Genomic DNA, 17,233 nt, shown 5'->3' with positions numbered 1-17,233 from the left:
GCTGCGATCCCACAGGAAGACTACGGCCATAAACGGTCCCGCGAGCGAAACGCGCGGAAAGAGCGGACTTGAGCGAATTTTCGTCGGTTCGAAGGGGTTGGCACGGCTTTTGATGGGGCAAGGGGGGTAACGAGGCGGTCATGACGGGGGACACAAAGATGAGCATGGCGGGCACCGATCTGTTCGAGCTGTCGCGCGGCGTGCTGGATGTGGCGTCCAAGAAGGTGTCCCTGATCGAGGACATCACCCGCCGCACCAAGATGCTGGCGATGAACGCCCTGATCGAGGCGGCCCGCGCGGGCGACGCCGGCCGGGGCTTCGCCGTGGTGGCCAACGAGGTCTCGGAGATCTCGACCCAGGTGAACAGCATCACCAAGGAGCTGCGGTCGGAGATCGTCGCCCGCGTCGATCACCTGACCACCACCGGCAGCGCCATGGTGCAGGAGATGCACGGCAAGCGTCTGGCCGACCTGTCGCTCAACATGATCGAGATCATCGACCGGAACCTCTACGAGCGCTCCTGCGACGTGCGCTGGTGGGCGACCGACAGCGCGGTGGTCGATTGCGCTGTTTCCCCGACCGAGGAGGCACGCCGCCACGCCTCGCACCGGCTGGGCGTGATCCTGGAATCCTACACCGTCTACCTCGACCTGTGGATCGCCGACGCCAGCGGCAACGTGATCGCCAATGGCCGCCCCGACCGCTACCGCCACGCGCGCGGCGCCAACGTCTCGGACGAGCTGTGGTTCCGTCAGGCGATGGCGACGCGGGACGGCGGGGAGTTCACGGTGGGCGACGTGGCCCGCAACAACAAGCTGGACGACCGCGTGGTGGCGACCTACGCCACGGCGATCCGCCAGGGCGGCGAGGCCAACGGCGCACCGGTCGGCGTGCTCGGCATCTTCTTCGACTGGGAGCCGCAGGCGGCCGCCGTGGTCCAGGGCGTGCGGCTGGAGGAGAACGAGCGCGAGCGGTCGCGCTGCCTGTTGCTCGACGCCCGCCACCGGGTCATCGCCTCGTCGGACGGGCGCGGCATCCTGTCCGAGACGGTGCCGCTGCGGCGTGGCGGCGACGCCATGGGCTTCTACGCCGACCCGCAGGGCAAGCTGGTGGGTTACGCGCTGACGCCGGGCTACGAGACCTACAAGGGGCTCGGCTGGTATGGCGTCATCGTGCAGGACCGCTGAGTTCGGGACGGCTGAGTTCAGGACCGGCCAAGCCGGGGGTCGATTGACGAACGGGGCCGGGATACACTCCCGGCCCGTGTCGTTTCCAGGGTCCTGCCCACCATGCCCGCTCCCCGCCTCACGGTCCTCCGCGAGACCTTTCCGATTCGTGGCTCCTTCCGCATTTCGCGCGGCGCCAAGACCGAGGCCGCCGTCGTGGTCGCCGAGGTGATCGACGGCCCCCATCGCGGCCGGGGCGAATGCGTGCCCTACGCCCGTTACGGCGAGAGCGTGGAGGGCGTCGCCGCCGCGTTGGAGGCGATGGCCGGCGCGGTGGCCGGTGGGCTGGACCGCGCCGGGCTCGCCGCCGCGATGCCGGCCGGAGCGGCGCGCAACGCGCTGGACTGCGCGCTGTGGGATCTGGAGGCCAAGCGCTCGGGCGTTCCGGTCTGGCGCGCGGCCGGGCTGGCGGCGGCGCCCGGCCCGCTGACCACCTGCTACACGCTCAGCGTCGACGAGCCGGAAGCGATGGCGGCGGTGGCGCGCGAGCGGGTGGCGCGGCACCCGCTGCTGAAGATGAAGCTGACGGGGGAGGGCGACCTCGACCGCGTCCGCGCCGTCCGCGCGGCGGCCCCGGCGGCCCGTCTGGTGGTGGACGCCAACGAGGGCTGGACGCTCGACCAACTCGACCGCTTCGCGCCGGTGCTGGCCGGTCTGGGCGTCGAGATGATCGAACAGCCGCTCCCCGCCGGCCAGGACGAGGCGCTGCGCGGCGTGCGCGGCCCGGTGCCGCTGGGGGCCGACGAATCCTGCCACGGCCCCGAATCGCTGGAGCGGCTGCGCGGGCTGTACGCGGTGGTCAACGTCAAGCTGGACAAGACCGGCGGGCTGACCGACGCCCTGGCGATGAAGCGGGCGGCCGAGGCGATGGGCTTCGACGTGATGGTCGGCTGCATGGTCGCCACCTCGCTCGCCATGGCCCCGGCGATGCTGGTCGGGCAGGGCGCCCGCTACGTCGATCTCGACGGTCCGCTGCTGCTGGCGGAGGACCGCGCGCCGGGGCTGGTCTATGACGGGGCGGCCGTGCAGCCGCCCCGGCCGGAGCTGTGGGGGTGAAGCGGCGCCGCGCCTACGCCTTGCCCTGCACGTAGGGCGGCGGCTCCGTGCCGACCGAGGCCGGGACATAGGGGGCGTCGGCGATGCCGTTGACCTTGGCCGCCATCACGAAGTCGTTCTCGTGCAGGCCCTTGATCTTGTGGGTCCAGAACGCGACCGTGCAATGGCCCCAGCCGTAATGGATCTCGGCGTGATGGCCCTCCGCCTCGCACAGGTCGCCGACCTGCGCCGCGAAGGCCTGGGCCTGGGCGAAGTCGGGGAGGCGGAAATCACGCTCGATCCGCATGGGCTGGTCCTTCAGCGTCCAGCCGGGCACCTGGACCAGATAGTCCTCGGCCATGCCCCGGTCCATCGGGGGGACGCCGCCCCGGCAGGGCTCGCATCGCCGGGCGGCCAGATCCTCTTGCGCCATCGTCTGTTCTCCCTTGTTGGTCTGTCGGCCCGGACTGGGCTAGAACTGCTGGAGGAAACACGCTGGAGGAAACTTTGGGTTCGCGGCACCGGTTCGGCAAGCCGGACTCCCGTCCCTTCCGCACTAGCCCCCGGATGACCCGATGACCGACGCCGCTCTGCCCTTCGCCGATTACCAGTTCCCGACCAAGACGGTCTCCGGCCCGCGCCTGGCCATCGTCGGCGAGGCGCCGGGCGCCGAGGAGGCCAAGCAGGGCAAGCCCTTCGTCGGGCGCAGCGGCAAGCTTCTCGACGACTCGCTGGCGGCGGTGGGGATCGAGCGGGCGGAGTGTCTGGTCGCCAACGTCTTCCGCTACCAGCCGCCGGGCAACAAGGTCGGCCATTTCTTCGCCTCGCGCGCCCGCGCCAAGAAGGAAGGCCGGACCATCGACGAGCGCTGGGGGGCCTTCGGCACCTCGGACCGCCTGCTGGCCGAATACACCGCCGAGATCGAGCATCTGCGCGCGACGCTGGCCGCCTACGCACCCACGGTGATCGTGGCGCTGGGGCGGACGCCGACCTGGGCGCTGACCGGCGAGAACGGCATTCTTTCCCTGCGCGGCACGGTGCTGCCCTGCCGTCTGGTCGAGGGGGTGGAGGTCGTGCCGACCTTCCACCCCAGCTATCTGCTGCGCGGGCAACTGGTGGATCTGCCGGTTTTCCAGGCCGACCTGCGGCTCGCCGTGTCGCGGCTGGGGGGCTGATGGCGGAGCCGCGTTCCACTCCGGTGCGCATCGCTCCGCTCGACGCCCTGCGCGGGCTGGCCATCGGCATGGTGGTCGTCTCCCACGTCGCCGGGCCGCATCTGCCGGGCATCGGGATCGATCTGGGCAACAACGGACTGGGGACGGCGGGGGTGCTGCTGTTCTTCCTGCTCAGCGGCTATCTGATCCAGGGCAACCTCGAACGCCAGCCGCTGCCGGTCTTCCTGTCGCGCCGCCTGTTCAAGATCCTGCCGGCCTATTGGCTGAACGTCCTGGCCATCCTGGCGCTCGACGCGCTGGGGGTGGGGGGCGAGCGGTTCGCCGTCATCTCCTACGTCGCCAGCGCCTTGATGGTGACCGATCTGCTGGGGATCGACGCGGTCAGCGGCGTCTACTGGACCCTGCTGATCGAGGTGAAGTTCTACCTGTTCATCGCGCTCTACCATCGGGTCTTCGGCGAGCGCGGCATGGGTTGGGTGGTGCTGGGGTTGATCGCCCTGAACGGGCTGTCCTGGGGCTTGCGCGGCCATGGCAGCGCCCTGATCGTGTTCTTTCCCGCCTTCTACGTCGGCGTCGCGGTCCACCGCGCGGAGCGGGCGGGCTGGACCGGGCGGGCGCTGGCTCCGGTGCTGGGGGTGGTCGCGGCGCTGGCGGCCAGCCTGACCCTGTTCGCCGACCCGCATTTCGCCGGGGCCGGGCTGCTGCTGATCCTCGACACGACTCTGTTCGTCGGCGCCCTCCGGCTGGGGTTGTCGAGTCGGGTGCTGGAGTTCCTGGGGCGGACCTCCTACAGCAACTATCTGTTCCATCCGCTGATCGTGCTGGCGCTGCACGCGGCGTTCGGACGGGGGGAGACGCTGCTGGCCGACCTGCCCCGGATGGCGGCGGCGCTGGCGCTGTCGGTCGGGGTCGGGGCCGTGCTGCACCGTGCGGTCGAAGAGCCGATGGTGCGGTGGGGAAAGAGCCTGGAAGGCTGGCGGCTTCGACGTTCGGCGGCCTCCGCCGCGTGAGGCGGACCGTGACGGATGATTGATTGCCCGAGTATTCAGTTCGCACACGAAACCGTTGCTTGACAGTAAGCGGGGCTGGGCTAATGTCGGTTTTTGAAACCGACGGGTTCCATTCATGCCTCTGGATATGGAAGAGATGCCCGACTGGCGGGCCAAGCGGCGGGAAACCATCCTCACCGCCGCCGCCGAGCTGTTTGCCGGGCGCGATTACGCCGACGTGCAAGTCGATGAGGTGGCCAAACGCGCCGGAGTCGGCAAGGCCACCCTCTATCGCTATTTCCCGTCGAAGGAAGAGTTGTACCTGGAATCGCTGGAGCGCGCGCTGGGCGGGTTGGAGCAACGGCTCCACGGACACGCCGCGCCCGGCGCCACGGCGGTGACACGGTTGACGGTCATGGTGTCGGCGCTGATCGACACCTTGAGCGAACAATTGCCGACGCTGAAGCTGCTGGGCGGCGACCAGTCCGATCTGGCCGACCGCATGCGCCGCATCATCCGCCGCCGCAGCGAGCAGATCGCCGCAGCGCTGCGACGGGTGCTGGACGACGGCGTCGCCACCGGGGAATTCCGCGCGCTCGACACCGGCATGACCCCGGCGCTGATCATCGGGATGGTGCGCGGCGGCATCATGATGGCGGGGGATCGGCCGAGGGAGGCGCTGGAGAGCGCCGTGCTCGACATGATCCTCAGCGCCACCGCCGTGACCAACGTTGCCGCCACCATGACCACCCCCGCCTTCGCCCCCGCCCCCCACTTTGCGTCCGGGAGTTCGACGTGACGACGAGACGGATTCTTCTCCTGCTGCCGGTCCTGGCCGCCCTTGGCGCCGGGGGCTACTGGTACGCCCAAAAGGCTGGCGGCGAGGCGCAGACCGCGAAGGCGGCGTCGCCGGCCGGCGGGTCGCGCGCCATCCCCGTCGTGACCCGTCCGGCCGAAGCCCGTGCGGTGCCGGAGCGGATCGCCACCATCGGGTCGGTGCAGCCCATCGCCGCCATCGCCATCAAGGCGCGGGTCGATAGCGTGGTGGAAACGGTTCACTTCACCGAGGGGCAGGAGGTGAAGGCCGGCGACCCACTCTTCACGCTGGACGCTCGCGCGCTGGACGCTCAACTGCGCCAAGCCCAGGCCAATCTGGAGCGCGACCGCGCTAGCCTGGAAAAGGCCAAGGGCGACGTGAAGCGCTACGCGGAGCTGGTTCGCACCAGCGCCATCTCGCGCACCCAGTACGACGCCGCCGTCGGCACCGCCGACGCGCTGGAGGGCACGGTGAAGGCCGATCTGGCGGCGATCGAGGCGGCCAAGGTGTCGCTCAGCTTCACCCGCATCGCCGCGCCGATGGACGGCCGTACCGGCACGGTGAACGCCAAGCCCGGCACCATGGTCCGCGCCGCCGACGCCCTGCCGCTGGTGACGCTGACCCAGCTGCGCCCGATCAACGTCTCGTTCAACGTCCCGGAAAAGCGGCTGCCGGCGATCCGTCGCGCGATGGGCGAAGGCACGCTGGCGGTCGCCGCCGGCATCCCCGGCAGCCGCGACGCGGCGGCCGAGGGGCTGCTGACCTTCGTGGACAGCCAGGTCGACCAGCAGAGCGGCACCATCCTGGTGAAGGGCGAGTTCCCCAACACCGACACCCGGCTGTGGCCCGGCCAGTTCGTCGACACGGTGCTGACCCTGCGAGTCGATCCGCAGGCGGTGACCGTTCCCGACGTGGCGGTGCAGACCGGCCAGCAAGGCCGCTTCGTCTACGCCGTGAAGCCGGACAGCACGGTGGAGGTCCGCCCGGTGACGGTCGCGCGCAGCCAGGACGGGCTGACGGTGATCGCGTCCGGGGTCAAGGCCGGCGACCGGGTGGTGGTGGACGGCCAGTCGCGCCTCTACCCCGGCGCCAAGGTGGCCGAGCATAAGCCAGACGAGCACAAGGACGCGCCGGCGGCGAACGCCGGGGACAAGAAGACCGACGCGGGCGCCGCGCCGGGAGGCGCCTCGTGAACCTCTCCGAACTCTGCATCCGCCGTCCGGTGATGACCATCCTGCTGACGGCGGCGCTGGTGCTGGGCGGTCTGGCGGCCTACCGCCAGCTTCCGACGGCGGCGCTGCCGCGCGTGGACTTCCCGGTGGTCAGCGTCACCGCGACGCTGGCCGGCGCCGCGCCGGAGACCATGGCCGCCTCGGTCGCCAGCCCGTTGGAGCGCGAGTTCTCCACCATCGCCGGCATCGACACGATCACCTCGTCGAGCACGCTGGGCAACACCTCGATCATCATCCAGTTCGTGCTGGAGCGCGACATCGACGCCGCCGCCGCCGACGTGCAGGCGGCCATCGCCCGCACGCTGCGCCGCCTGCCGGCGGAGATGACGACCCCGCCCAGCTACCGCAAGGTGAACCCGGCCGACCAGCCGATCCTGTTCATCTCGCTGAACTCGCCGACGCTGGAGCTGTCGGCCCTGAACGAGATCGCCGAGACGACCATCCAGCCCAAGGTCGGCACGCTGCCCGGCGTCGCCCAGGTGCAGATCTACGGCTCGCAGAAATACGCGGTGCGGGTCCAGGTCGATCCCAACGCGCTGGCGGTGCGCGGCATCGGCATCGACGAGCTGCAGAAGGCGATGGCCGCCGCCAACGCCAACACGCCGGTCGGCACGCTGACCGGGGCGCGGCAGCAGCTCGTCATCGCCGCCAACCCGCAGCTTCCCGACGCCGCCGCCTTCCGCGACCTGATCATCGCCTACCGCAACAACGCGCCGGTCCGCCTCAGCGACGTGGCGCAGGTGCTGGACAGCGTCGAGAACAACCGCACGGCCAGCTGGCTGAACGGCACCCGCACCATCATGCTGGCGGTCCAGCGCCAGCCCGACGCCAACACGGTGGAGGTGGTCGACCGCGTCCGCGCCCTGATCCCGAATTTCCAGGCCCAGCTTCCGGCTTCGGCCAGCATCAAGATCGTCAACGACCGCTCGACCTCGATCCGCGAGGCGGTGGAGGACGTGCAGTTCACGCTCGGCCTGACCATCGCGCTGGTGGTGATGGTGATCTTCCTGTTCCTGCGCCGGCTGTCGGCGACGCTGATCCCGGCGCTGGCCGTGCCGATCTCGCTGATCGCGACGGCGGGCGGCATGCACCTGTTCGGCTTCTCCATCGACAACATCTCGTTGATGGCGCTGACGCTGGCGGTGGGGCTGGTGGTGGACGACGCCATCGTGATGATGGAGAACATCGTCCGCTACGTCGAAGAGGGGATGAAGCCCTTCGAGGCGGCCATCAAGGGCTCGCGGGAGATCGGCTTCACCATCCTGTCGATCACCCTGTCGCTGGTCGCGGTGTTCATCCCGATCCTGCTGATGGGGGGCGTGGTCGGGCGGCTGTTCCACGAGTTCGCCGTCGTCGTCACCCTGTCGATCGCCGCCTCGGCCTTCGTGTCGCTGACGCTGACGCCGATGATGTGCTCGCGCTTCCTGACCCACCATGCCCACGACGAGAAGGAAAACATCTTCGGCCGGGTGCTGGAGGGCGGGTTCAACGCGCTGCTCAACGGCTACGCCTCCAGCCTGCGCTGGACGCTGCGCCACCGGCCGCTGATGGGGCTGCTGATGATCGGCACGGTCGTCGCGTCGGTCCTGCTGTACCAGGCGATCCCCAAGGGCTTCTTCCCGACCGAGGACATCGGCCAGATCCAGGTGACGACCGAGGCCTCGCCCGACATCGCCTTCCCGTCGATGGCAGAAGGGCAGCAGCGGATCGCCGCCATCATGCAGGCCCACCCGGCGGTGGCCGACGTGACCTCCTCGGTTGGCGTCGGCGGCAGCACCGGCAACCAGGGCCGTATGTTCCTGGTTCTCAAGCCGCGCGACGAGCGTCCGGGCGCAGCCGAAGTCATCCAGCAGCTCCGCCGGCAGGTCAACGGTATCCCCGGCATGGCCGTCTTCATGCAGCCGGTGCAGAACCTGCGCATCGGCGGGCGTTCGTCCAAGGGGCTGTACCAGTACACCATCCAGGCGCTGAACCTCGACGAGCTGTACCAGTGGTCGGCGAAGCTGGAGGGCGTGCTGCGCGGCACTCCGTCCTTGCAGGACGTGACCAGCGACCTTCAGCTCAACAACCCGCAGGCCTACGTCCACATCGACCGCGAGAAGGCGGCGACGCTGGGCATCGGCGTCGATCTGGTGCGCTCGACGCTCTACAGCGCCTTCGGGCAGCGGCAGGTCTCGACCATCTACACGCCGTCGAACGACTATCAGGTGCTGATCGAGCTGGAGCCGAAATACCAGCAGGACGACGCCGCCCTGTCGCGCATCTACGTCCGCGCGGCGTCCGGCAAGCTGGTGCCGCTCGACGCCTTCGCGCGGGTGGAGCGGACGGCCGGCGCGCTGGCGGTCAACCACCAGGGGCAGTTGCCGGCGGTGACCCTCTCCTTCAACCTCGCCCCCGGCGCCTCGCTGGGCGACGCGGTGTCGACGATCCGCGTGGCGGAGCGCGAGCTTGGCATGCCGGCCAGCGTCTCGACCGGCTTCGCCGGCACCGCCCAGGTGTTCGAGGACGCGCAGGCGGGGCAGGCGCTGCTGCTGGCGGCGGCGGTGGTGGTGATCTACATCGTGCTGGGCGTGCTGTACGAGAGCTTCGTCCACCCGCTGACCATCCTGTCGGGCCTGCCGTCCGCCGCCATCGGCGCGCTGGCGACGCTGCTGGTCTTCGGGCACGAGTTGAGCGTCATCGCGATCATCGGCATCCTGATGCTGATCGGCATCGTGAAGAAGAACGCGATCATGATGATCGACTTCGCGGTCGAGGCGCGGCGCAACGGCACGCCGGCTCCCGAGGCCATCGAGCAGGCGTGCATCCTGCGCTTCCGCCCGATCATGATGACGACGATGGCGGCGATCATGGGTACGCTGCCCATCGCCGTGGCCCATGGTGCGGCGGCGGAACTGCGCCAGCCGCTGGGCCTCGCGGTGGTCGGGGGGCTGTGCGTGTCGCAGATCCTGACGCTCTACATCACGCCGTCGCTGTATCTCTACATGGAGGATCTGGGCAACGCCGTCGGTCGCCTGATCCACGGTCGTCCGAAAGCGGAGGTGCCGCCGGGCTCGATGCCGGCGGAGTAGTTTGCCCCACCCCTGACCTTACGAAAGGCGCTAACATGCCCCTCTCCCCTTGAGGGAGAGGAGGTGGGGTGAGGGGGAGCCGGCTTTAGCCGGCTGGAAACATCCTCGACCTTTCCGCCTTTACAGGCGGAATACCCCTCATCCCAAACCCTTCTCCCGCAAGGGGAGAAGGGCTTCCTTGCGCATGGGGGATGGCGTGGGGGCAAGCGGAGCCAAACCCACACAGCCCCGCCTAGACCCGCGCTTTGGCCAGCGCGGAGACCCGTTCAACTTCCTGTACCACGAGGTCGGGGTCGGCGTGATGCACCATGTGCCCGACGCCGGGCAGCCGGTGCAGCGTGCTCTGCCGGACCACCTCGTGCAGGCGGCTGCTCTGCCCCTCGGCCCCGACGACGCGGTCCTCGGTGCCGGTGAAGATGGCGACCGGCAGGGCCAGCGCGCCGTAGCGGTGCTGCATGGCGTCGGCGGAGGGGACCATCGTCACGCCGTCCTGGGAACTGGCGAGAATCTGGCCGGGCCGCACCGCCAGCGAGGCCGGGAACTGTTCCATGAAGTCGTCCGGCACCTCTCTCGGGGCGAACATCGTCTTCACGAGCAGCGGCAGGGACGCCGCGCCGAACGGCGGCGACAGCGTGTAGCGCAGCACGTCGCCCAGCACCGGGATGGCCGGCGGTGCGGCCAGGACCACGTCGATGCGCTTGGTCGGGAAGTAATAGCCGGCGAGCAGGACGATCCCGCCCAACGCGTCGGGATGATCGAGCGCCAGCGCCATCGCGACCGTCGCCCCAAAGGAATGGCCGACCACCACCGGGCGTTCGAGCCCCAGACGGCCGATGGCGTGCCGCAGCAGCGCGGCCTGCTCGCCCGGCGTCCAGGACGGGCCGCGCGGGCGCTCGCTGTGGCCGAAGCCGGGGCGGTCGATGGCGATGACACGGTGGGTCCGGCTCAGCCGCTCGAACACGCCGCTGATGAGAAAATCGTCGGAGGTCGACACGTTGCCGTGAATGAGGACGACCGGCGGTCCCTCGCCCTCCTCCAGATAATGCAGCCGGACGCCGTCCACCGTGAGGAACCGGCCCTTCGGCGGGTTGCGGCGTTCCGCCTCGCGGGCGGCCAGCACGTTGGCGGCGGCCAATCCGGCCAGCGCCGCCGCGGTGACGCCGAGCGCCAGCCCGACTCGGACGGCGGTCGAGCGGGGGGCCGCGCGGTGGCCCGCGGCCGAGGGGTAACGCTGTTCGAGGGTCATGATGCGGTAAGTCCTCTTCCGGCGGATTGGGCGGCGAACGGTTTACGTTGCGCCGCAGCATTGCCGGAAGAGAACCGGAGCCGGGGGAAAGCGTTCCTTCCCCTTGCGGCTTACTTCACGCTCTTCAGTTGGTCGCGGGTCAGCCAGAAGACCTCGCCGAAGCTGTTGGCCGTCTCCAGCCACAGGAAGTCGAGGTTGGGGTATTCGGCCTCCAGGATCTCGCGGCCGGTGCCGAACTCGCAGAGCAGCCCGCCTTCCGGAGTCAGGTGCTTGGCCGATTCCTTAAGGATGCGGCGGACGATGTCCAGCCCGTCGTCGCCGCCGGCCAGAGCCAGGGATGGTTCGTGGCGGAACTCGGCGGGCAGGGCGTCCATCGCCTCGGCGTCGACGTAGGGCGGATTGGTGATGATGACGTCGTATTTGCGGGTCTTCAGCGGCGCGAACAGGTCGCCCTGATGCAGCGCGATCCGGTCGCCGAAGCCGCTGTCGGCGACGTTGCGCTTGGCGACCTCCAGCGCGTCGGCGGAGAGGTCCACCGCGTCCACCTGCGCCTCGGGGAAGATGCGCGCGGCGAGGATGGCGAGGCAGCCCGACCCGGTGCAGAGGTCGAGCACCTTCTCGACCGAGGTCGGATCCTCCACCACCGTGAAGTCGTCGCCGCCGAACAGGTCGGAGAACAGCAGTTCCCCGATGAAGGAGCGCGGGATCAGCACGCGCTCGTCCACGTAGAAGGGGATGCCCTGGATGTAGGCCTTGTTCAGCAGGTAGGGCGCCGGCTTGCGGGTGTCGACGCGGGTGTGCAGGATCTCCGCCACCGCCTTGCGCTCCGCCGCCGTCAGCCGGGCGTCGAGGTAGGGATCGAGCTGGTCGATGGGCAGGTGCAGGGTTTCCAGCACCAGGAAGACCGCCTCGTCGAAGGCCGTGGTGGTGCCGTGGCCATAATCGAGCTCGGCGTGGTTGAACCGGCTGACGGCGTAGCGCAGGAAGTCGCGGATGGTGGACAGCTCGGCGGCGGCGGTCGCGGCGTTGAAATCGGTCACGGGGCGGTGTCTCCGGTGGCGGGGCGGCGGCTTGGAGGAGGCGGCTTAGAGGAGGTCGAGCACCGACTCCGGCGGGCGGCCGATCCGGGCGCGGTCGCCCTTCACCACGATGGGCCGCTCGATGGCGCTTGGGTTGGCGGACAGGGCGGCGACCAGCGCGGCGCCGTCCAGATCGGGGGCGATCCCGGCCTCGGCGGCCTCCTTGGCGCGGGTGATGTCGCGCGGCGCCTTGCCCAGCTTGGCGAGGATCGCGGTCAGCTCGGCGGGCGAGGGCGGGGTCTTCAGATATTCGACCACGGTCGGCTCGACGCCCTTTTCACGCAGCAGCTCCAGCGTCTGGCGCGACTTGGTGCACCGGGGGTTGTGGTATATGGTCACGTCGCTCATCGGATGCCCACGTCCTTGTTCTCCGACAGGGTTTCCCGACAGATACACCCAACCCGCGCCGCACGCCATTCCGGCATGCGAAAACGGTTGCGGCGGCGCAACATCGGTTGGGTGACAAGCCCTGGCTTTGGTATTATTTTGCGCGCTCGCTTTTCCGTGGCCCGACGCGACGCCCACACGCGTGGCGAGGGGGCCGATGACCAGGACGGATGCCGGCCGTGACCAAGCTCTCGCTCTCCAAGGACAAGATCAACATCCTCCTGCTGGAAGGTGTCCACGACAACGCCATCGACGAGCTGGCCCGCGGCGGTTACGCCTCCGTCGAGCGCCTGCCGCGCGCGTTGGACGAGGCGGAGCTGCTGGAGCGCATCGGCTCCGTCCACATCCTGGGCATCCGGTCGCGCACGCAGCTGACCGCGAAGGTGCTGGAGGCGGCGACCAGGCTGATCAACGTCGGCTGCTTCTGCATCGGCACCAATCAGGTCGACCTGAAGGCGGCGCGCCGTCTGGGCATCCCGGTCTTCAACGCGCCCTATTCCAACACGCGCTCGGTCGCGGAGCTGGTGATCGGCGAGATCATCATGCTGATGCGCGGCATCTTCGAGAAGTCGGCGCTGGTCCATGGCGGCGGCTGGATGAAGTCGGCCAAGGACTCTTACGAGATCCGCGGCAAGACGCTGGGCATCATCGGCTACGGCCACATCGGCACCCAGGTGTCGATCCTGGCCGAAGCCATGGGCATGCAGGTCCGCTACTACGACACCGTGCGCAAGCTGGCGCTCGGCAACGCGCGCCCCTGCGACTCGCTGGAGGAGCTGCTGTCGGTGTCGGACGTGGTGACGCTGCACGTTCCCGACACCCCCCAGACCCGCAACATGATCGGCGCGGCCGAGCTGGCGGCAATGAAGCCGCGCAGCCACCTGATCAACGCCGCGCGCGGGCAGGTGGTCGACATCGAGGCGCTGGCCGCCTCGATGAAGGCCGGCCACGTCATCGGCGCCGCCATCGACGTGTTCCCCAAGGAGCCCGGCTCCGACAACGAGGTGTTCGAGAGCGCGCTGCGCGGCATCAAGACCGCCATCCTGACCCCGCACATCGGCGGCTCGACGATGGAGGCCCAGGCCAACATCGGCACCGAGGTGGCGCAGAAGCTGATCGAGTATTCGGACAACGGCTCGACCGTGGGCGCGGTGAACTTCCCGCAGGTGGCGCTGCCGGTGCAGTTCGGCTGCACCCGCTTCCTGCACGTCCACGAGAACCGTCCGGGCATGCTGCGCAAGGTCAACGAGGTGTTCTCCGGCCGCAACCTGAACATCGCCGCGCAGTTCCTCCAGACCGACCCGGAGCTGGGCTACGTCGTGGTCGACGTGGACGGCGACGTGGATGAGTTGGAGGTCACCAACGAGCTGCGCGCCATCGAGGGCACGTTGAAGGCGCGCTTCCTCTTCCCCGGCAAGCGCTGAAGCGCAGGCGGGGTCTTGTCGGTGGGCGTCGTCGTCGCGACATTGGTCGCATGACCGTCCGCCGGCTGTTGCTTTCCCTGTTGGCCGCCGTGCCGGGGGCGCTGTTCGCGCTTCCGGCCGCAGCTCAAGGTATGGGCCAGGGCATGGAGTGCGGGGGTTTTCCGCCCGCGTCCCTTTCCCTCGATATCGCGGTGGCGCCGCTCCAGCGCAACGACGGCTTGGCGATCGCCCAGCTCACCCGGCTGCCGGGGCGCACGCCGGGACCGGCGGGGTCGGCGCGCGGCCATGTGCTGGGGCTGACCCTGGCGCGCTACGGCGAGCAGTCCCAGGTCTCGGCGCTGTTCCAGCGGCTCCCGGACGGAAGCTATTGCGCGTCGGCCAAGACGCTCAGCGTCTCCTTCGGTTACCAGGAGCGCACCGTGTTCATTGCCCGCGAATTGCCGGCGGGAAGCTGCGTCCATGGCGAGGTGCTGGCCCACGAGATGCGGCACGTCGCCGTGGACGAGGCGTTGCTGCGCGAGTTCGCGCCGGTGATCCGCCAACGCCTCGACGAGGCGGTGGCGCGCATGGCGCCGGTCCGCTCCCGCAGCCAGCAGCAGGCGATGGCGGCGGTCCGCCGCCCGCTGGAACAGGTGATGCGCGGCGTGATGCAGGAGTTCGGCCGCGAGCGCGACCGCCGTCAGGCCCAGGTCGACACCGTCGAGGAATACGCGCGCATCCGTCAGGTCTGCAACGGCGAGGTCACCAAATACCTGCCGCAACCGCCGGTGCGCCGGCGGGCGTGAGCTTGGTGCCTCACCGCCGCCGGCGCTTGTCCGTGGCGTGGCCGTCGACGAACTCCGGCGGCTTGCGCCGCACCCAGCGGATGAAGGCGGCGAGGTCGGGATGGCCGCGCAGGCTGTCCAGGTCGCGGTAATGGTCGCGCAACTGCTGTTCGGTGAGCACGGCGTGGATCTTGGCGTGGCAGATGCGGTGCATCGTCACCGTCTCGCGCCCGCCATAGGTGCGCGGCACCAGATGGTGCTCGTTGACGCTGGGGCCGGGCACCATCGGGCGACCGCAAAGGGGGCAGAGGGGCGTCGAAAGGGGCATGGCGTTCGGAACCCGGTGGGGCGGGGGATGTTGGATCCTGGGATGGATCAACAATCGATCTGGCAATCGATATGGTCCGCATCCCACGGGAGGTCACCATGAACGACCGGAACACCGACCCACCACCTCGACCGTCTCCGCAGCGACCCCAAGCCGATCGGCCGCAACCCGACGCCACCGACTACGGCCAGCCCGCCGGCTCTCCCGGCGGCCGGGGCGGCACCACCTGCTACGGCGGCATCCGCCGGGTCGCACCGCGCAACGCCGCGAAGGACACCCCGCCCACCGAAACATAAAGGGGGAAGCCGCAGCGCGACTTCCCCCTCTTAGCCTCAAGCGTGCTGTCCGGTGAGCCTTACGCGGCCGCCTTGCCGGCCATCAGTTCGACGAAGCGGTCGAACAGATAGTGGCTGTCCTGCGGACCGGGCGAGGCTTCCGGATGGTACTGCACCGAGAACACCGGCTTGCCCTTCAGGCGGATGCCTTCGTTGCTGCCGTCGAACAGGCTGACGTGGGTCACCTCGGCGTCGGCCGGCAGCGATTCGGGGATCACGACGAAGCCGTGGTTCTGGCTGGTGATCTCCACCCGGCCGGACGCCAGATCCTTCACCGGGTGGTTGGCGCCGCGATGGCCGAGCGGCATCTTGGTGGTCTTGGCACCCAGCGCCAGCGACAGCATCTGGTGGCCCAGGCAGATGCCGAACATCGGCACGCCGGTGTCGAGCAGCCCCTTGATGGTCGGCACGGCGTATGCACCGGTCGCGGCGGGGTCGCCGGGGCCGTTGGACAGGAAGACGCCGTCCGGCTTGTGGCGCATCACGTCCTCGGCCGTCGCGGTGCTCGGCACCACCGTCACCTTGCAGCCCGACGCGGCGAGGCAGCGCAGGATGTTGCGCTTGGCGCCGTAGTCGATGGCGACGACGTGGAACTTCGGCTGCTCCTGGGTGGCGTAGCCGGCGCCCATGGTCCAGCCGGCCTCGGTCCAGTCGTAGGTCTGGCGGCAGGACACGTCCTTGGCCAGATCCATGCCTTCCAGCCCGGCCCAGCCCTTGGCCTTGGCGATCAGCGCGTTCAGGTCGAAGTTGCCGTCCGGCGCGTGGGCGACGACGCCGTTGGGCGCGCCCAGGTCGCGGATGCGGCGGGTCAGGCGACGGGTGTCGACGCCGGCCAGACCGATCAGGTCGTGCGCCTTCAGCCACTCGTCGAGGCGGCGGGTGGAGCGCCAGTTGGACGGGTCGGTGATGTCGGCGCGTAGGATCAGGCCGCGCGCCGCCGGGGTCACCGTCTCGATGTCCTCCAGGTTGGCGCCGGTGTTGCCGATGTGGGGGAAGGTGAAGGTGATGATCTGTCCGGCGTAGCTGGGATCGGTCAGGATCTCCTGGTAGCCGGTCATGGAGGTGTTGAAGCACACCTCGCCCACGGAATCCCCCACGGCCCCGATGCCTCGGCCGCGGAACACCGTGCCGTCGGCCAGAACCAGCACGCCGGTGTGAACGGCATCCTCGGAGGGGGGGGTGGCGAGAGTCATTCCAATGGACCTTCCCAAAAACCGCGGCCGGCGACGGAACGGGCGATGCGGCGGAACGGCGACGGCCAAGCGTCCCACCGGGCGCGCACACGGACCCGCTCGCACCCCACCTCCGCCGGATGGGCGGTTGACGGGATCGAGTGGGCGGATCAGGGTGGGCCGGACACCGTATATGACGATTGGTCGCGCGATTTCCAGCAATAGCTTTGCAGGGCGGCCTTGCGGCGGGTCTTTTGGGGGAGGGGGTTGCCGGGAGCGGCGCGGCGTTAACCCTTTAGTCGTGGCAATCGGCCGGATTTTTCGGAATAGTCCGCCTCCGTCGGCAAGGGTTTCGCTTGCCGGCCTGACGATGAGGAACAGGAATATGCTGCGCACGCGGTTGAACGAGGCCCTGAAGGAGTCCATGCGCGCGAAGGACGCGCGCGCCGTCTCCACCATCCGCATGGTCCTGGCGGGTCTGAAGGACCGTGACATCGCGGCCCGCACGCGCGGCGTGACCGACGGCATCGACGAGCCGGAGATCCTGTCGATGATGCAGGGGCTGATCAAGCAGCGCAACGAGTCGGCCACGATGTACGACCAGGGCGGCCGTCCCGAGCTGGCCCAGCAGGAGCGCGAGGAGATCGCCGTCATCGAGGGCTTCCTGCCCAAGCAGATGAGCGAGGACGAGGTGAAGGCCGCGCTCGACGCCATCGTGGCGGAGCTGGGGGCGAGCAGCATCAAGGACATGGGCCGCGTGATGGCCGAGCTGAAGGCCCGCCACGCCGGCCAGATGGATTTCGCCAAGGCCGGCGGCTTGGTCAAGCAGACGCTTTCGGGCAAATGATGCGCTAAACGGTTGGCCGGCGAATCGGGACGATTCGCCGTCCGGTCGATGGGAGCGCCTGGAAGGCTGAAGCAAGGGAAGCTGGACTCCCTTCGCCGGAGTTCGT

The 17,233-nt window shown here is 69.3% G+C and carries 17 protein-coding genes; 11 read left to right on the top strand and 6 right to left on the bottom strand.

All coding sequences use genetic code 11. The features are described 5' to 3' along the window. Positions 1–140: 140 nt before the first annotated feature. Complete coding sequence (locus EJ913_RS03620; RefSeq protein WP_238519940.1) at positions 141–1,187, top strand: methyl-accepting chemotaxis protein; 1,047 nt, start codon at positions 141–143, stop codon at positions 1,185–1,187. Between the two features lie 102 nt (positions 1,188–1,289). Then, positions 1,290–2,282: an N-acetyl-D-Glu racemase DgcA gene (dgcA, locus tag EJ913_RS03615; RefSeq protein ID WP_126994886.1), complete on the top strand. Its 993-nt coding sequence runs from the start codon at positions 1,290–1,292 to the stop codon at positions 2,280–2,282. 13 nt (positions 2,283–2,295) lie between these two features. Here dgcA and EJ913_RS03610 read toward each other — a convergent pair whose 3' ends face one another. Beyond that, positions 2,296–2,694 carry a 4a-hydroxytetrahydrobiopterin dehydratase gene (locus EJ913_RS03610; RefSeq protein ID WP_126994884.1) on the bottom strand — a complete coding sequence of 133 codons (399 nt, stop codon included), beginning with the start codon at positions 2,692–2,694 and terminating at the stop codon, positions 2,296–2,298. 142 nt (positions 2,695–2,836) lie between these two features. Between EJ913_RS03610 and EJ913_RS03605 the strand changes: the two genes are divergently transcribed. The 5 genes from EJ913_RS03605 to EJ913_RS03585 all read left to right on the top strand — a co-directional run bounded on the left by EJ913_RS03605 (position 2,837) and on the right by EJ913_RS03585 (position 9,545). Next, on the top strand, positions 2,837–3,436 hold the full coding sequence (locus tag EJ913_RS03605) for a uracil-DNA glycosylase (protein ID WP_126994882.1): 600 nt from the start codon (positions 2,837–2,839) through the stop codon (positions 3,434–3,436). Next, positions 3,436–4,446: an acyltransferase family protein gene (locus EJ913_RS03600; RefSeq protein WP_126994880.1), complete on the top strand. Its 1,011-nt coding sequence runs from the start codon at positions 3,436–3,438 to the stop codon at positions 4,444–4,446. The genes EJ913_RS03605 and EJ913_RS03600 overlap by 1 nt, the downstream gene beginning before the upstream one ends. 136 nt (positions 4,447–4,582) lie before the next feature. Next, positions 4,583–5,224, top strand: coding sequence for a TetR/AcrR family transcriptional regulator (locus EJ913_RS03595; protein ID WP_244939225.1), 642 nt, complete (start codon positions 4,583–4,585; stop codon positions 5,222–5,224). Then, positions 5,221–6,435, top strand: a complete 1,215-nt coding sequence (locus tag EJ913_RS03590) for an efflux RND transporter periplasmic adaptor subunit (RefSeq protein ID WP_126994876.1) — start codon at positions 5,221–5,223, stop codon at positions 6,433–6,435. Before EJ913_RS03595 ends, EJ913_RS03590 begins: the two co-directional genes overlap by 4 nt. Beyond that, positions 6,432–9,545 carry an efflux RND transporter permease subunit gene (locus EJ913_RS03585; protein ID WP_126994874.1) on the top strand — a complete coding sequence of 1,038 codons (3,114 nt, stop codon included), beginning with the start codon at positions 6,432–6,434 and terminating at the stop codon, positions 9,543–9,545. Before EJ913_RS03590 ends, EJ913_RS03585 begins: the two co-directional genes overlap by 4 nt. 232 nt (positions 9,546–9,777) lie before the next feature. Here the strand turns inward: EJ913_RS03585 and EJ913_RS03580 are convergent, their stop codons facing one another. The 3 genes from EJ913_RS03580 to arsC form a co-directional block, all read right to left on the bottom strand. Then, on the bottom strand, positions 9,778–10,791 hold the full coding sequence (locus tag EJ913_RS03580; protein WP_126994872.1) for an alpha/beta fold hydrolase: 1,014 nt from the start codon (positions 10,789–10,791) through the stop codon (positions 9,778–9,780). Between the two features lie 110 nt (positions 10,792–10,901). Next, positions 10,902–11,831 carry a 50S ribosomal protein L3 N(5)-glutamine methyltransferase gene (gene prmB / locus EJ913_RS03575; RefSeq protein WP_126994870.1) on the bottom strand — a complete coding sequence of 310 codons (930 nt, stop codon included), beginning with the start codon at positions 11,829–11,831 and terminating at the stop codon, positions 10,902–10,904. Between the two features lie 45 nt (positions 11,832–11,876). Beyond that, on the bottom strand, positions 11,877–12,218 hold the full coding sequence (gene arsC / locus EJ913_RS03570; RefSeq protein ID WP_126994868.1) for an arsenate reductase (glutaredoxin): 342 nt from the start codon (positions 12,216–12,218) through the stop codon (positions 11,877–11,879). Positions 12,219–12,436: 218 nt separating this feature from the next. Between arsC and serA the strand changes: the two genes are divergently transcribed. Both serA and EJ913_RS03560 read left to right on the top strand, forming a co-directional pair. After that, the gene (gene serA, locus EJ913_RS03565; RefSeq protein WP_126994866.1) at positions 12,437–13,681 is read left to right on the top strand and encodes a phosphoglycerate dehydrogenase; all 1,245 of its coding nucleotides are present in this window, start codon (positions 12,437–12,439) and stop codon (positions 13,679–13,681) included. Positions 13,682–13,731: 50 nt separating this feature from the next. Continuing rightward, on the top strand, positions 13,732–14,466 hold the full coding sequence (locus EJ913_RS03560; protein WP_126994864.1) for a hypothetical protein: 735 nt from the start codon (positions 13,732–13,734) through the stop codon (positions 14,464–14,466). Positions 14,467–14,476: 10 nt separating this feature from the next. Here the strand turns inward: EJ913_RS03560 and EJ913_RS03555 are convergent, their stop codons facing one another. Further along, positions 14,477–14,731, bottom strand: coding sequence for an HNH endonuclease (locus EJ913_RS03555; RefSeq protein ID WP_126994862.1), 255 nt, complete (start codon positions 14,729–14,731; stop codon positions 14,477–14,479). A gap of 140 nt (positions 14,732–14,871) precedes the next feature. On the opposite strand from EJ913_RS03555, the gene EJ913_RS03550 reads away from it, so the two are divergent. Next, the gene (locus tag EJ913_RS03550) at positions 14,872–15,069 is read left to right on the top strand and encodes a hypothetical protein (RefSeq protein WP_126994860.1); all 198 of its coding nucleotides are present in this window, start codon (positions 14,872–14,874) and stop codon (positions 15,067–15,069) included. A gap of 59 nt (positions 15,070–15,128) precedes the next feature. On the opposite strand, the gene carA is transcribed toward EJ913_RS03550, so the two are convergent. Beyond that, complete coding sequence (gene carA / locus EJ913_RS03545; RefSeq protein WP_126994859.1) at positions 15,129–16,301, bottom strand: glutamine-hydrolyzing carbamoyl-phosphate synthase small subunit; 1,173 nt, start codon at positions 16,299–16,301, stop codon at positions 15,129–15,131. A gap of 364 nt (positions 16,302–16,665) precedes the next feature. Between carA and EJ913_RS03540 the strand changes: the two genes are divergently transcribed. Further along, positions 16,666–17,127, top strand: coding sequence for a GatB/YqeY domain-containing protein (locus tag EJ913_RS03540; RefSeq protein ID WP_126994857.1), 462 nt, complete (start codon positions 16,666–16,668; stop codon positions 17,125–17,127). The last annotated feature ends 106 nt before the right edge of the window (positions 17,128–17,233 follow it).

Source organism: Azospirillum doebereinerae (assembly GCF_003989665.1).
GTDB lineage: Bacteria > Pseudomonadota > Alphaproteobacteria > Azospirillales > Azospirillaceae > Azospirillum > Azospirillum doebereinerae.
This window is presented reverse-complemented; position numbering and strand designations above follow the sequence as displayed.

Excerpts from the sequence above, each read along its gene's own strand:
- EJ913_RS03620 (WP_238519940.1), top strand. The coding sequence starts at position 141 with ATGACGGGGGACACAAAGATGAGCATGGCGGGCACCGATCTGTTCGAG.
- dgcA (WP_126994886.1), top strand. The coding sequence starts at position 1,290 with ATGCCCGCTCCCCGCCTCACGGTCCTCCGCGAGACCTTTCCGATTCGT.
- EJ913_RS03610 (WP_126994884.1), bottom strand. The coding sequence starts at position 2,694 with ATGGCGCAAGAGGATCTGGCCGCCCGGCGATGCGAGCCCTGCCGGGGC.
- EJ913_RS03605 (WP_126994882.1), top strand. The coding sequence starts at position 2,837 with ATGACCGACGCCGCTCTGCCCTTCGCCGATTACCAGTTCCCGACCAAG.
- EJ913_RS03600 (WP_126994880.1), top strand. The coding sequence starts at position 3,436 with ATGGCGGAGCCGCGTTCCACTCCGGTGCGCATCGCTCCGCTCGACGCC.
- EJ913_RS03595 (WP_244939225.1), top strand. The coding sequence starts at position 4,583 with ATGCCCGACTGGCGGGCCAAGCGGCGGGAAACCATCCTCACCGCCGCC.
- EJ913_RS03580 (WP_126994872.1), bottom strand. The coding sequence starts at position 10,791 with ATGACCCTCGAACAGCGTTACCCCTCGGCCGCGGGCCACCGCGCGGCC.
- arsC (WP_126994868.1), bottom strand. The coding sequence starts at position 12,218 with ATGAGCGACGTGACCATATACCACAACCCCCGGTGCACCAAGTCGCGC.
- EJ913_RS03560 (WP_126994864.1), top strand. The coding sequence starts at position 13,732 with ATGACCGTCCGCCGGCTGTTGCTTTCCCTGTTGGCCGCCGTGCCGGGG.
- EJ913_RS03555 (WP_126994862.1), bottom strand. The coding sequence starts at position 14,731 with ATGGTGCCCGGCCCCAGCGTCAACGAGCACCATCTGGTGCCGCGCACC.
- EJ913_RS03550 (WP_126994860.1), top strand. The coding sequence starts at position 14,872 with ATGAACGACCGGAACACCGACCCACCACCTCGACCGTCTCCGCAGCGA.
- carA (WP_126994859.1), bottom strand. The coding sequence starts at position 16,301 with ATGACTCTCGCCACCCCCCCCTCCGAGGATGCCGTTCACACCGGCGTG.
- EJ913_RS03540 (WP_126994857.1), top strand. The coding sequence starts at position 16,666 with ATGCTGCGCACGCGGTTGAACGAGGCCCTGAAGGAGTCCATGCGCGCG.